General features: G+C 69.8%; 11 protein-coding genes. 6 read left to right on the forward strand and 5 right to left on the reverse strand.

The features are described from left to right. Positions 1-114: 114 nt before the first annotated feature. Entirely contained in the window at positions 115-1,728 is a 1,614-nt protein-coding gene (locus tag AB3K92_RS23015; protein WP_318826358.1) for an MFS transporter, read from the forward strand. Positions 1,729-1,836: 108 nt separating this feature from the next. Here the strand turns inward: AB3K92_RS23015 and AB3K92_RS23020 are convergent, their stop codons facing one another. Further along, on the reverse strand, positions 1,837-2,265 hold the full coding sequence (locus tag AB3K92_RS23020) for a pyridoxamine 5'-phosphate oxidase family protein (RefSeq protein ID WP_260429873.1): 429 nt from the start codon (positions 2,263-2,265) through the stop codon (positions 1,837-1,839). A gap of 320 nt (positions 2,266-2,585) precedes the next feature. Here AB3K92_RS23020 and AB3K92_RS23025 point away from each other — a divergent pair, with 320 nt between their 5' ends. The 3 genes from AB3K92_RS23025 to AB3K92_RS23035 all read left to right on the forward strand — a co-directional run bounded on the left by AB3K92_RS23025 (position 2,586) and on the right by AB3K92_RS23035 (position 6,261). Continuing rightward, on the forward strand, positions 2,586-4,112 hold the full coding sequence (locus tag AB3K92_RS23025; RefSeq protein ID WP_021163584.1) for an aldehyde dehydrogenase family protein: 1,527 nt from the start codon (positions 2,586-2,588) through the stop codon (positions 4,110-4,112). 366 nt (positions 4,113-4,478) lie between these two features. Further along, positions 4,479-5,024, forward strand: a complete 546-nt coding sequence (locus tag AB3K92_RS23030; RefSeq protein WP_059591617.1) for a hypothetical protein — start codon at positions 4,479-4,481, stop codon at positions 5,022-5,024. A 205-nt stretch (positions 5,025-5,229) separates the two neighbouring features. Then, positions 5,230-6,261 (forward strand): helix-turn-helix domain-containing protein, encoded by a 1,032-nt coding sequence (locus tag AB3K92_RS23035; protein WP_042978041.1) that lies wholly within the window; start codon positions 5,230-5,232, stop codon positions 6,259-6,261. Between the two features lie 100 nt (positions 6,262-6,361). Here the strand turns inward: AB3K92_RS23035 and AB3K92_RS23040 are convergent, their stop codons facing one another. Continuing rightward, entirely contained in the window at positions 6,362-7,504 is a 1,143-nt protein-coding gene (locus AB3K92_RS23040) for an ADP-heptose--LPS heptosyltransferase (protein ID WP_369465876.1), read from the reverse strand. Then, positions 7,501-9,204 carry a thiamine pyrophosphate-binding protein gene (locus AB3K92_RS23045; protein WP_059678233.1) on the reverse strand — a complete coding sequence of 568 codons (1,704 nt, stop codon included), beginning with the start codon at positions 9,202-9,204 and terminating at the stop codon, positions 7,501-7,503. Before AB3K92_RS23045 ends, AB3K92_RS23040 begins: the two co-directional genes overlap by 4 nt. A 413-nt stretch (positions 9,205-9,617) precedes the next feature. Between AB3K92_RS23045 and AB3K92_RS23050 the strand changes: the two genes are divergently transcribed. Both AB3K92_RS23050 and AB3K92_RS23055 read left to right on the forward strand, forming a co-directional pair. Beyond that, a complete protein-coding gene (locus AB3K92_RS23050) occupies positions 9,618-9,854 on the forward strand; it encodes an antitoxin (protein ID WP_042978332.1) in 237 nt (78 codons plus the stop codon). Further along, a complete protein-coding gene (locus AB3K92_RS23055) occupies positions 9,854-10,255 on the forward strand; it encodes a type II toxin-antitoxin system VapC family toxin (RefSeq protein WP_048025213.1) in 402 nt (133 codons plus the stop codon). Before AB3K92_RS23050 ends, AB3K92_RS23055 begins: the two co-directional genes overlap by 1 nt. A 67-nt stretch (positions 10,256-10,322) precedes the next feature. Here AB3K92_RS23055 and AB3K92_RS23060 read toward each other — a convergent pair whose 3' ends face one another. Beyond that, the gene (locus AB3K92_RS23060; RefSeq protein WP_021164187.1) at positions 10,323-11,711 is read right to left on the reverse strand and encodes an L-serine ammonia-lyase; all 1,389 of its coding nucleotides are present in this window, start codon (positions 11,709-11,711) and stop codon (positions 10,323-10,325) included. 30 nt (positions 11,712-11,741) lie between these two features. Beyond that, on the reverse strand, positions 11,742-12,878 hold the full coding sequence (locus AB3K92_RS23065; protein WP_059490381.1) for an alginate lyase family protein: 1,137 nt from the start codon (positions 12,876-12,878) through the stop codon (positions 11,742-11,744). Between the last annotated feature and the right edge of the window lie 109 nt (positions 12,879-12,987).

The following is a 12,987-nucleotide window of genomic DNA, read 5'->3' on the forward strand; positions in this document are numbered from 1 at the left end:
TGCGGAATTCTAGTCCGGTATATGCGGAACTTCGCGTGGTTTTTCTTCGATTGAATCGGATTTATCGTCTGTCGCTCTGACGGCGCATCCGCGCCGGCCTTTTGAGGAGCGATGATGGATCAGCCTTTTTCAGCCGCATCGACGCAGTCGGCACGCCGGCGCGCGTGGGTGCTGGCCGCCGTCTGCATGGCCGCCGTCGCGCTGCCGTTGTCGTTTTCGGGCGGCGCGGTCGCGACGCCCGCGATCGGCCGCGACCTGCACGGCGGCACGGTCGCGATGAACTGGATCACCAACGCGTTCATGCTCGCGTTCGGCAGCTGCCTGATGGCGGCGGGCGCGCTGGCCGACCAGTTCGGCCGCAAGCGCGTGTTCGCGCTCGGCGTCGGCGGCTTCACGCTGATGTCGGTCGCGCTCGCGTTCGCGCCGTCGATGCTAGCGGTCGACCTGCTGCGCGCCGCGCAGGGGCTCGCGGCGGCCGCGGCGCTCGCGGGCGGCACGGCCGCGCTCGCGCAGGAGTTCGACGGCGCGGCGCGCACGCGCGCCTTCAGCCTGCTCGGCACGACCTTCGGCATCGGGCTCGCGTTCGGGCCCGTGCTGGCCGGCGCGCTGATCGGGCACGGCGGCTGGCGCACGATCTTCGTGACGAGCGCGGTGGCCGGCGGGCTGTCGCTCGGCTTCGGGCTGCCGCGCATGCACGAGTCGCGCGACCCGCACGCGACGGGGCTCGACTGGCCCGGCACGGCCGCGTTCACCGCCGCGCTGACGCTGTTCACGTTCGGCGTGATCGAAGCCCCTGCGCGCGGATGGTCGAATGCACTCGTGATCGCGCTGCTGGCCGGCGCGGCGCTCGGCGCCTGCGCGTTCGTCGCGATCGAGACGCGGGTCGCGCGGCCGATGCTCGACCTGTCGCTGTTCCGGATCGCGCGTTTCGTCGGCGTGCAGGTGCTGCCGGTGTCGACCTGCTGCTGCTACATCGTGCTGCTCGTCGTGCTGCCGCTGCGCTTCATCGGCATCGACGGCTTCAGCGAGATCGACGCCGGCTGGCTGATGCTCGCGATTTCCGCGCCGATGCTGGTCGTGCCGCTGGTCGCGGCGACGCTCACGCGCTGGCTGACGGCCGGCGTGATCTCGGGGCTCGGGCTGCTGATCGCGGCGGCCGGGCTCGTGTGGCTGGACGTCGCGCTGCGCGGCGGCGCGGGGCCGGCGGCGATCGCGCCGATGCTCGCGATCGGCGTCGGGGCCGGCATGCCGTGGGGGCTGATGGACGGGCTGTCGGTGAGCGTCGTGCCGAAGGAGCGCGCGGGGATGGCGACGGGCATCTTCAGCACGACGCGCGTGGCCGGCGAAGGGATCGCGCTCGCGATCGTCGGCGCGGTACTGGCCGCACTCGCGCAGACGGGGCTGCGACAGGCGGCGGGCGCAGCCGGCACGCCCGAGGCAACGCTGCGCGCGGCCGCGCGGCTCGCGACCGGCGATCTCGCGGGCGCGGCGGCTGCATTGCCGGGTGTCGGCCATGCGGCGCTGCTCGCGAGTTACGCGCATGCATTCGACCGGTTGCTGATCGGACTGGCGGGCGTCACCGTGCTGTGTGCGGCGGTGGTGTTCGTGTTTCTCGGCGGGCGGCGGGTGGCTGCGGAAGCGGGCGACGGTGCCGACGCGCACGCCCATGCCGACGTGCCGGTGCGCAACCGGATCGATGCGGCCTGCACGGAAACGCACGGGCGTTGAGCGGCGTATCGCCATGCATGGGCGCTTCGGCCACGGCAGCCGGAGCGCCGCGTCGTTTCATCGTCGTTTGCGTCGCGAGTCGACGATCCGTCCAGCGCATCGCGTGAATCACGCCAGCACCAGCGGCGGCAGCGCCGCATCCGCGCGCGCCTGCGCCCGTTCCACGTCAACCACCACATAGCGCCGCGCGTCCGGCCACAGGTGAGCGCGGCCTTGCACATCCTCGTTGATCGTCGCGCGGCCCTGCACGAGCCAGGTCGTCTGGCGCACGAAATCGACGAACAACAGCGCGACGGCCGGATTCACGAGCAGGTTGCCGATCGTGTTGAACAGGTTGTTGCCCGCGAAGTCGGGCAGCACGAGCGTGCGGCGGTCGGGGACGTCGACGAGCGGCTCGAACGAGCCGTCGGCGCGCGGCTGGCGGCCGCGGTACGAGCAGTCGCTGTTGCCGCCTTCGTCGGCGGTCGCGACGATCAGGAACGCCTGCTCGCGGATGAACGCGATGGCGTCGTCGGTCAGGGGGCCGCGGTCGTTCATGGTGTCGGTCGGCGCACTCGCCGTTGCGTGGAAACGCACGATGCGCACGCAAGCGACATGCCACGCGTCGCGGCCGGCGTCCGCCTGCCCGCGCGCCCGCGCACTGTGGAAATTTCGCACACCGGCCCGGCTGCTGCGCAATCGCGCTGTTCAGAATGGGTACACCCGCCGTGCTGCGTGGGTGAACACGGCACGGCGCGCACGCGGGCCGGCCGTGGTCGCCGTGCTTCCGTCCCGTTTGGCACGCATGTTGCGTAAACCGATGCAGCGCGATCCAACCGGCGCTGTACGCACACAAGCACGATGAACAGGAGACATGTATGAACCCGTTTGACCTGAAACAACTGGGCCTCGACGTCGAATACCCGTACCGTCAGCAATACGACAACTACATCGGCGGCAAGTGGGTTCCGCCGGTGAAAGGCGAGTATTTCGAGAACGTGTCGCCGATCAACGGCCAGCCGTTCTGCCGCATTCCGCGCTCGGGCGCCGACGACATCGAGCTGGCGCTCGATGCCGCGCATGCCGCGCGCCGCAAGTGGGGCAAGACGTCCGTGGCCGAGCGCGCGAACCTGCTGCTCGCCGCCGCCGACCGGATGGAAAAGAACCTGAAGCTGCTGGCCGTGGCCGAGACGATCGACAACGGCAAGCCGCTGCGCGAGACGATGGCGGCCGACCTGCCGCTCGCGATCGACCACTTCCGCTACTTCGCGGGCTGCATCCGCGCGCAGGAAGGCGGCATCTCCGAGATCGACGACAACACCGTCGCGTACCACTTCCACGAGCCGCTCGGTGTCGTCGGCCAGATCATCCCGTGGAACTTCCCGCTGCTGATGGCCGCATGGAAGCTCGCGCCGGCGCTCGCGGCCGGCTGCTGCGTCGTGATGAAGCCGGCCGAGCAGACGCCCGCGTCGGTGCTCGTGCTGATGGAGCTGATCGGCGACCTGTTCCCGGCCGGCACGATCAACATCGTGAACGGCTTCGGCAAGGAAGCGGGCGAAGCGCTCGCGACCAGCAAGCGGATCGCGAAGATCGCGTTCACGGGCTCGACGCCGGTCGGCAAGCACATTCTTCGCGCGGCGGCCGACAGCCTGATCCCGTCGACGGTCGAACTGGGCGGCAAGAGCCCGAACATCTTCTTCGCCGACGTGCTCGACCAGGACGACGCATTCCTCGACAAGGCGCTCGAAGGGCTCGCGATGTTCGCGCTGAACCAGGGCGAGGTGTGCACGTGCCCGTCGCGGATCCTGATCCAGGAATCGATCTACGAGAAGTTCATCGAGAAGGCGGTCGCGCGCGTCGAGCGCATCAAGGCCGGCCACCCGCTCGACCTGCAGACGATGATCGGCGCGCAGGCGTCGCAGCAGCAGCTCGACAAGATCCTGTCGTACATCGACATCGGCCGCGGCGAAGGCGCGCAATGCCTGACGGGCGGCGAACGCACGGCGCCGGCTGCCGGCCTCGACACGGGCTACTACGTGAAGCCGACGATGCTGCTCGGCAACAACAAGATGCGCGTGTTCCAGGAAGAGATCTTCGGGCCGGTCGCGTCGGTGATGACGTTCAAGGACGAGCAGGAAGCGATCGAACTCGCGAACGACACGTTCTACGGGCTCGGCGCGGGCGTGTGGACGCGCAACGGCACGCGGGCGTACCGGATGGGCCGCGAGGTCGAGGCCGGCCGCGTGTGGACCAACTGCTACCACCTTTACCCCGCGCACGCGGCGTTCGGCGGCTACAAGCAGTCGGGGATCGGCCGCGAGACGCACAAGATGGCGCTGTCGAACTATCAGCAGACGAAGTGCCTGCTGGTCAGCTACCAGGCCGAGGCGCTCGGGTTCTTCTGACCGGGGCGTCGACGCAGTGGCGGAGCGCCGGGATTGGCCGGCCGGCAGGGCAGCGCCGGCCGGGACGATCGCCGGGGTTCGTTGGCGGGGCGCGTGGCGCGCCGGCTGCGGTCAACGTTCGACGGACGGGTGACGTTTGCCCGTCCGTCGGGCGTTGCGCATGCGGGTGCGATGCGGCGGTTACCGGCTACCGGCTATCGGCGGGTGGCCGTCGGCCCATCCGGTCACCCGGCGCGTCGCCATTTTCGACTTCGACATCCGACCCCCGATGTCGGCCGAGCATCGTCGCGGCCGGCGCCGGAAACGATACCGGCCGTCGTGTCGTCGCTGCGGCGCGGCGCGCCGATGCGTGTAACGAAAACCAGCATGGCAGAACTGCCCCGATCCTTTCCGCGTCACCCCGTGTTCCATGCGGGCGAACTCGACGCGCAGCACCGCTTCGGCGTGGCCGACGAAGCCGAGCGGATGAGCGACGTGGTGACGACACGCGTGAGCATCGGCGTGCGGCAGTTCGTCGAATCTCAGCCGTTCATGTTCATCGCCACTGCGGGCGGCTCGCGCACATCCGTGACCTGCGACATCGTGCCGGGCATGCGCGACGCGAACGGCGATCTGCTGCCGGTCGTCCGCGTGATCGACACGAAGACGCTGCGGTTCGCGTTGCCTGCCGCCCCCGGCGACGGTGGCCGGATCGATGCGGCGGCATGCGACGGCAGCGGCGTCGGGTTGCTGTTCGTCGACTTCGTGCGCGGCATCCGCTACCGGATCAACGGTCGCGCGACGCTGCGCGCCGATTTGCCCGAAGCCGACGCGGCGCCCTGGCCGGCCGGAAGCGCGATCGTCGAGCTGGCGGTCGCGCAGGCGTATGGCAATTGCGGCACGCGGGTCGTGCGGCTGAAGCCGGCCGGGTAGCCGGGATTCGGCGGCCGGCGGCGGTCGAGATGCGCGGTCGTCGCGCGGATCGCACCGGCGGCGTGCGCGGCACGCCGCCTTCGGGTGCGCCCGGATGGCGCGCAACGGCCGGACAACGTGGAATGACGGGCCGTTCGCCGAACCGCGCGGTTCGGCACGGGACTTGCGTGACAGACGCGGTTCCGGGCAGGTGAGGGAGGACACGATGGACCAACACGTGGCGTGTAGCGAAGAACCGACGGCCGAAGACACGCGGCGCAACGCGCAGGGCGACGACGCGCTGGCCGGGCAGGCGGTCGTCAGCGTCGCGCATGACGCCGACGAGCAGGCGCGCAACCTGATCGGCTGGCGGCAGACCTACGACCAGCTCGCGGCCGGCCGTTTCGTCGGCACGCTGACCGAGCTGCCGCTCGACACCATGAAACTGTTTCGGGAATCGACGAGCCACCTGCTGCGCCAGGCGTGCGAGGTGCGCGGCGATGCGTACTGGTTCGGCATTCCGCTCGTGAGCGACGGCACCGCGCGCGTCGATGCGTGCCGCATCGGGCCCGGCGCGCTCGCGTTCCGGCCCGGCAACGTCGAATTCGAACTGGTGACGCCCGCGCAGTTCTCGATCTACGGCATCGTCGTGCGCGGCGACGTGCTGCGCCGTTATGCGGAGGAGGTCGAGCACCGTGCGCTCGACGAGCGGCTGTTCACGCAGCGCGTGATGCAGGTCGGCGATGCGCGGCTCGCGCGCCTGTGCGCGCTGCTCGGCCGCCGGCTCGACGGGGCGGTGGCGATGGCCGGCCCGCTGGCCGATGCGCAGCGCGACGACCTGCAGGCCGAGGTGCTGGCCGCGCTGTTCGACGTGTGCGCGCAACCGGCCGACGACGATGCCGGCCGCGCGCCGTCTATGCGCCGCTGGATCGTCGAACAGGCGCGTGACTACGTGCTTGCGCATCGCACGCGCCCGGTCGGCGTGCCCGAACTGTGCGAGCAGTTGCACGTGAGCCGGCGCACGCTGCAGTACTGCTTCCAGGACGTGCTCGGCATGGCGCCCGCCACCTACCTGCGCACGCTGCGGCTGAACGGCGCGCGGCGCGACCTGTGCGGCCGCGCGGCCGGTTCGGTGCAGGACGTTGCGGAGGCGTGGGGCTTCTGGCATCTCAGCCAGTTCGCGACCGATTACCGGCGACTGTTCGGCAAGCGGCCGTCGGAGACGCTGCGCGATCGCGCGGTGATGGTGGCGGGGTGAGCGCGGGGCGGCAGTCGGGGTGAGCCTGGCTCGGGCTCACGCTCGGACTCGAGCTTGGCTCAGGCTCGGCTCAGGCTCAGGCTCAGGCGGTGCGGGCACGCTATTGCGCTTTCGGCCACGCTGCGGATGCTCGCGTCCGGTTTTCCTGATCAGCGGTCGTCGCGGCTTTGCGCGGCGCGGGCCAGGCCAGCGCGTCCCAGTCGATCGCCCGGTAAGCGGCCTCGACCGCCGCGAGATCGGCCGGCCGCTCGCTGCGATGCAGCCCGTGCAATTCGGCCGGCACGTCGAGCGCGACCGGCACGCAATGCGGATAGTCGCGTACGCGCAGCGCCGGCTCGATCGTTGTAAAGCATGCGAGCGTCGGCACGTCGAAACCGTCGGCAAGGTGCAGCGCGGCCGTGTCGGGCGCGAACAGCAGGCTGGCGCCCTTGACCCATGCGATGAACCGGGCCGTATCGCCTGCCGCATCGGCGCTCACGTCGACATACGCGGGATGCGCGACCGGCCCGAACCCGGCCACCGGCAAGCCGTAGCGCCGGGCCAGCTGTTCGACGAACGTTGCCCGGAGGGCAGGCGGCACGCTGCGCAACGCGGTGCTCGCGTTCGGACAGAACAGCACGTACGGGCGCTGCCATTGCGCAGGCAACGCGGGCAACGGCAGCCGCGCGAGCCAGCGGTTGCGCCTGGCCGATGCCGGCACCGAGGCAGGCTCCACGCCGAGCGCGTCGAGGAAGAAATCGATCATCGGCAACCGCGCGAACGCGGGCCAGTACAGGTGATTGCCGACGTCGATGCACGGCGCGTCCGCCGGCAGTGCGTCGGCGGGGTACGGCAGCGCGCGCGACGGCGCGACGATGTCGGCCGCGAGCGCGTACAGCGCATCGACGTAGCGCGGCGCGCGGGCGGGCCGGTACAGCGTGAAGCCCAGGCCCGGATGCGCTGCGCGCAGCGCGGCCAGGGCGGTGAGCCCGATCACCGAATCGCCGAGCGTGACCCCCATCCCGTTGATCACATGCACCTGCCGTGCGCGGCCATAGTCGAGCCGAAACGGCCGGTGCGCCGCGTGCAGCAGGCCGCGCGCGGGCGCGGCCGCCACGTGGCCGGCGGCACGCGCGTCGCCGTGCTCGAGGTCGTAAGGCGCGACGAGCGTGCCGTCCGGTGCGAGCAGCGTGCCGGGGAGCGCCAGCGCGTCGTCGTGCGACAGCGCGGCGGCAGGGGGCGCGGCGTGCGTGCTCACCGTCATCCGCCGCGCGCGCGGCGGCCCTGTTCGCGGATCTGTTCGAGGGTCGCGGCCGGCGTGCTGGCGTCCTGCGGGATGCGGATCTCGATCAGCGCAGGCAGCCCGCAGGTCAGCGCGCGTTCGAGCGCGGGCGCGAAATCGGCGGTGCGCTCGACGGTCTCGCCATGCGCGCCGAATGCGCGCGCATACGCGGCGAAATCGGGATTCGTGAGCCCCGTGCCGTGCACGCGGCCCGGGTAGTTGCGCTCCTGATGCATGCGGATCGTACCGAAATGGCCGTTGTTGACGACGATTGCCACGATGTTCAGCCCGTACTGCATCGCGGTCGCGAGTTCGTTGCCGGCCATCATGAAGCAGCCGTCTCCCGCGAGCGCGACGACGGCGCGCGACGGGTACAACGACTTCGCGGCGAGCGCGGCCGGCAGCCCGTAGCCCATCGCGCCGCTCGTCGGCGCGAGCTGCGAGCGGAAGTGCCGGTACGCGAAGTGGCGATGCAGCCAGATCGCATAATTGCCGGCGCCGTTGGTCAGGATCGCGTCGTGCGGCAGGCGCTCGCGCAACTGCACCATCACGTCGCCGAGCTGGACGTCGCCGGGCATCGGCAGCGGCGCATGCCATTCGCGATACGCGCGATGCGCGTCGGCGGCGCTGCCGGCCCACGCGGGATGCTCGGGCGGCTCGAGCGCGGCGAGCGGCGCGGCGATCTCGGGCATCCCGGACACGATCGGCAGGTCGGCCGCATACACGCGGCCGAGCTCGTCCGCGCCCTGGTGCACGTGAACCAGCGTCTGGCGTGTCTTCGGGATGTCGAGCAGCGTGTAGCCGCCGGTCGTCGCTTCGCCGAGGCGCGGCCCGATCACGAGCAGCAGGTCGGCGTCGCGGATGCGCTTCGCGAGCGCGGGGTTGATCCCGAGCCCGACGTCGCCCGCATAGTTCGGGTGCGCGTTGTCGATCGTGTCCTGGTAGCGGAACGCGCAGGCCACCGGCAACTGCCAGCGCTCGACGAAGGTGCGCAGGTTCGCGCACGCGTCGGGCGTCCAGCCGCTGCCGCCGACGATCGCGAACGGACGCTCGGCGCGCGCGAGCCGCTCGCGCAGCTCGTCGAGCTGCGCGGCCGACGGCGCGGCCGCGACGCGTTTCGCGGCCGGCACGACGGGCTGCGGCGCGCAGGCTTCGGACAGCACGTCCTCCGGCAGCGCGAGCACGACCGGGCCGGGCCGGCCAGCGGTCGCGACGTGGAACGCATGGCTCAGGTACTCGGGAATGCGGCGCGGATCGTCGATCTGCGCGACCCATTTCGCCATCTGGCCGAACATCCGCCGGTAGTCGATTTCCTGGAAGGCTTCGCGGTCGAGGTGCTCGCGCGCGCACTGGCCGACGAACAGGATCATCGGCGTCGAATCCTGGAACGCGGTGTGCACGCCGATCGACGCATGGGTCGCGCCGGGCCCGCGCGTGACGAACGCGATGCCGGGGCGGCCGGTCAGCTTGCCGACCGCCTCGGCCATGTTCGCGGCGGCCGCCTCGTGGCGGCAGACGACCGTCTGGATGCGCGCGGTGTCGTCCGCCAGCGCATCGAGTACGGCGAGGAAACTCTCGCCGGGCACGCAGAACACGCGTTCGACGTGATTGGCGAGCAACGCATCGACGAGCAGTCGCGCGCCGGTGGTGGCGGGCTGCTCGAGATCCTTGGAATGCGACATGGGCTGCCGTCTCCCTGGGTAGCGGGACGTACAGCTTACGCCTGTCGGCCCGGCGCCGGTACGCCGGCCAGTGAAAAGTGTCGGAACCCGGAGCGGGTCGGGCGGCGCGTCTTGCGTGCTCGCCGGGTTCGGCTGGCCGAAAGGACGACTGGTGCGTGATTGCCGGACGGTGGACAGTGGAGGCTGCCGGCATCGAGCTGGACAGGACGATCCGCTGCCACGGTCAGGCGGGTGGCGAATTGCGTCGAACCACGTGTCTTTTCGCCGCAATTGACCGGCCGCCGGCAGTGGATATCTCCGGCATATCGCAAGCCGCCCGCATGATCACTTCGGAGTCGTGTACACACATGGATTTACATTGCCTCGGAAACACCCTAAAGTACATCCATCGTACACACGCATGGGAGATCGACATGCATACCACGAGGGTGTTCCGGAACGGCAACTCGCAGGCCGTACGGATTCCGGCGGACCTTGCCTACGAGCGCAGCGATATCGAGCTCGAAATCGAACGGATCGGCGACGAAATCCGTATTCGTCCCGTGCGACGGCCGTTGGCTGGCGTGCTCGAGAAGTTCGCGAAATTCGCACCGGATTTCATGGCTGAAGGGCGTGGCGACCAGGAGCAGGCCGACCGCGAGGGTTTGTGATGCCGCGCTACATGCTCGACACCAACATGTGCATCTATTTGATGAAGCATCAGCCGGAACAGGTCGCGAAACGATTTGCCCAGTGCTACACGGGGGACGTCGTGATGTCGGCGATTACGTACGCCGAGCTCGAATACGGCGTGGCCGCGTGTGCGAATGCGGTCCGGGAGCGCCGCAACCTTGCCGACCTGATCGAGGATATCCCGGTTGCGCCGTTCGACGCGGCGGCCGCGCAAGCGTACGGCCCTGTTCGCGAAGCGACCCGCGAGCGGAAGAGGGATCATCTCGACAAACTGATCGCGGCGCACGCGGTGTCGCTCGACGCCGTGCTCGTGACCAACAACGAGCGGGATTTCGCGAGTTACCCGGGGTTGCGGCTGGAGAACTGGCTGAACGACTAGCGTACCCGGTCATGTCCGGCGGCACGGCAGGGTATCGATTCGCCCCGCGTGACCGCCGGAATCCGCATCAGCACTCGACGATATTCACCGCGAGCCCGCCGCGCGACGTTTCCTTGTACTTCGTCTTCATGTCGGCACCGGTCTCGCGCATCGTCTTGATCACCGAGTCGAGCGACACGTAGTGCGAGCCGTCGCCGCGCAACGCCATGCGCGCCGCGTTGACCGCCTTCACCGACGCCATCGCGTTGCGCTCGATGCAGGGAATCTGCACCATCCCGCCGACCGGGTCGCAGGTGAGGCCGAGGTTGTGCTCCATCCCGATCTCGGCCGCGTTCTCGACCTGTTGCGGCGTGCCGCCGAGCACGGCCGCGAGCGCGCCCGCCGCCATCGAGCACGCGACGCCCACTTCGCCCTGGCAGCCGACTTCCGCGCCGGAGATCGACGCATTCAGCTTGTAAAGAATGCCGATCGCGGCGGCGGTGAGCAGGAAGTCGATCACGCCCTGCTCGTTCGCGCCCGGCGTGAAGCGCGTGTAGTAGTGCAGCACGGCGGGGATGATGCCGGCCGCGCCGTTGGTCGGCGCGGTGACGACGCGCCCGCCGGCCGCGTTTTCCTCGTTGACCGCGATCGCGTACAGGTTGATCCAGTCGATCATCGACAGCGGATCCTGCAGCGCGCGCTCCGGGCTGCCCGTCAGCGTGCGGTACAGCTGCGGCGCGCGGCGCTTGACCTGGAACGGGCCGGGCAGGTTGCCGTCGGCATCCGGGTTGCCGATTCCGCAGCCGCGCGACACGCACGACTGCATCACCGCCCAGATCTTCAGCAGGCCATCGCGCGTCTCTTCCTCGGTGTGCCACGCGCGCTCGTTTTCCCACATCAGCTGCGCGATCGACTTGCCGGTCGACTCGGTCAGCGCGAGCAGCTCGGCGCCGGTGCGGAACGGGTGCGTCATCTGCTCGGCCGCGCTCAGCACCTTCGTGTTCGGCGCGCCGGCCGTCACGACGAAGCCGCCGCCGACCGACAGGTAGGTGCGCTCGACCAGCACCGCGCCGTTCGCGTCGCTCGCGCGCAGCTTCATCCCGTTCGGATGCTCGGGCAGCGCCTGGCGGTAGAACGCGATGTTCTCCTTCAGCACGAACGGCACCGGGTGCGTGCCGAGCAGCGCGAGCTTCTTCGACTTGCGGACGTCTTCCAGCCGCGCGTCGATCGTGTCGGGATCGACGGTGTCGGGCGCATCGCCGAGCAGGCCGAGCATCACGCCGCGGTCGGTGCCGTGGCCCTTGCCGGTGGCGCCGAGCGAGCCGTACAGCTCGACCTTCACGTGGGCGGTCGCGTCGAGCATCCCGTCGCGCTCGAGGCCCTGGACGAACATCAGCGCCGCGCGCATCGGCCCGACCGTATGCGAACTGGATGGACCGATACCGATCTTGAAGAGGTCAAAGACGCTGACTGCCATTTCGATTCCTGCCTTGCTTTAAGAGTAGTGCTAGCGCGCCTGCAATGGCAGGCACGCGGCGAGCCATGCGGGCGGCGTTGGGGAAAGTTGCTGCGCGACGCGGGCATAACGCCCGTCGAGCCGCGCGGCCAGATGAAAGAGTTCGGTGGCGTTTTTCGGGTCCCACTGCCCCGTGTAGCCCGGCAGGCCGGCTTCGCGGCGCTTCGCGTCGAACGGCACCGGCGAATTCACGAATTCCTCGTGCGTTTTCTCGCCGAGCGCGTACGGCACGAGCCAGTCGAGCGCGGCCGCGAGCGTCGCACCGTTCGTGCCGCGCTCGCGCAGCCAGTTGCGGTTGAAGCGGCGCGCGGCGAGCGCGGCCGTCACCAGCGGCTGCAGGTCGTAGACCGCGTAGTGCAGCGCATCGCGCTCCTCGAAGTCCCACGTCTTGCCGTCCGGGCCGATGTTGTCGGCGAGATGCTCGACGAACAGCCGCTGCGCGGCGTTCATCATCCTGCGATCGCCGAGCGTGAACGCGGACAGCGCGATCAGCTTGATCCGGTGGCTCTGCCAGTTGTTGCGCCAGGTGCCGGTGAGCGGGCGCTTCTGCGCGTCGATCTGTGCGACATAACCGGCGCCGAGCTTCGCGATGAACGCTGCGGTCGCATTGCGGGTCTTCACCGGCAGCGCGCTTGCCGTCATGTCGTACGCGACGATCAGGCTGTCGAAACGCGTCTCGTCGATCGGGTTGAAGCTCGGCTGGTAGGTGCCGACCCACGCGGACAGGAAGCGGTCGACGAGCTGCAGGTAGCGCGGCGCGTTCGTCACGCGCCACGCGAGCGCGGCATCGCGCATCAGGTCGAGATCCTTCAGCGCGGCGGCGCTCTGGTCGTAGATGCCTTCGTGCGGCAGCGTGCCCTCGGTGTGCACGCGCGCCATCGCCTTCGGCTGCTCGCCGATGCGTGCGTCGACGCTGCGGATCAGCGCCTGGACGCCCGGCTCGGCCTGCGTCGTCTCGCTCGCCTGCAGGGCCGGCGCCGCGCAGAAATTCATCGCCGCGCGCGCGCTGCCGCACGCGCCGAGGCCGGCAGCGGCCAACGACAGCGACGCGACGAACATCGGCACGACACGGCGCGCGCGCGGCCGCCCTTGCAGTGCACCATGGCCCGGAAACATCGGACGCACCATGCGGAACTCCTTCATTGGCTGGATCGCGTGTGATGTTAGCTGGATTGGCGCACGAACGTGCACGGGTTCGAGCGGCGAACAAAAAACCGCACGCAACCCCGGGTTGCGT

The organism is Burkholderia sp. Bmkn7 (assembly GCF_041103175.1).
GTDB lineage: Bacteria > Pseudomonadota > Gammaproteobacteria > Burkholderiales > Burkholderiaceae > Burkholderia > Burkholderia cepacia.

Excerpts from the sequence above, each read along its gene's own strand:
- AB3K92_RS23050 (WP_042978332.1), top strand. The coding sequence starts at position 9,618 with ATGCATACCACGAGGGTGTTCCGGAACGGCAACTCGCAGGCCGTACGG.
- AB3K92_RS23045 (WP_059678233.1), bottom strand. The coding sequence starts at position 9,204 with ATGTCGCATTCCAAGGATCTCGAGCAGCCCGCCACCACCGGCGCGCGA.
- AB3K92_RS23040 (WP_369465876.1), bottom strand. The coding sequence starts at position 7,504 with ATGACGGTGAGCACGCACGCCGCGCCCCCTGCCGCCGCGCTGTCGCAC.
- AB3K92_RS23030 (WP_059591617.1), top strand. The coding sequence starts at position 4,479 with ATGGCAGAACTGCCCCGATCCTTTCCGCGTCACCCCGTGTTCCATGCG.
- AB3K92_RS23035 (WP_042978041.1), top strand. The coding sequence starts at position 5,230 with ATGGACCAACACGTGGCGTGTAGCGAAGAACCGACGGCCGAAGACACG.
- AB3K92_RS23025 (WP_021163584.1), top strand. The coding sequence starts at position 2,586 with ATGAACCCGTTTGACCTGAAACAACTGGGCCTCGACGTCGAATACCCG.
- AB3K92_RS23020 (WP_260429873.1), bottom strand. The coding sequence starts at position 2,265 with ATGAACGACCGCGGCCCCCTGACCGACGACGCCATCGCGTTCATCCGC.
- AB3K92_RS23055 (WP_048025213.1), top strand. The coding sequence starts at position 9,854 with ATGCCGCGCTACATGCTCGACACCAACATGTGCATCTATTTGATGAAG.
- AB3K92_RS23060 (WP_021164187.1), bottom strand. The coding sequence starts at position 11,711 with ATGGCAGTCAGCGTCTTTGACCTCTTCAAGATCGGTATCGGTCCATCC.
- AB3K92_RS23015 (WP_318826358.1), top strand. The coding sequence starts at position 115 with ATGGATCAGCCTTTTTCAGCCGCATCGACGCAGTCGGCACGCCGGCGC.
- AB3K92_RS23065 (WP_059490381.1), bottom strand. The coding sequence starts at position 12,878 with ATGGTGCGTCCGATGTTTCCGGGCCATGGTGCACTGCAAGGGCGGCCG.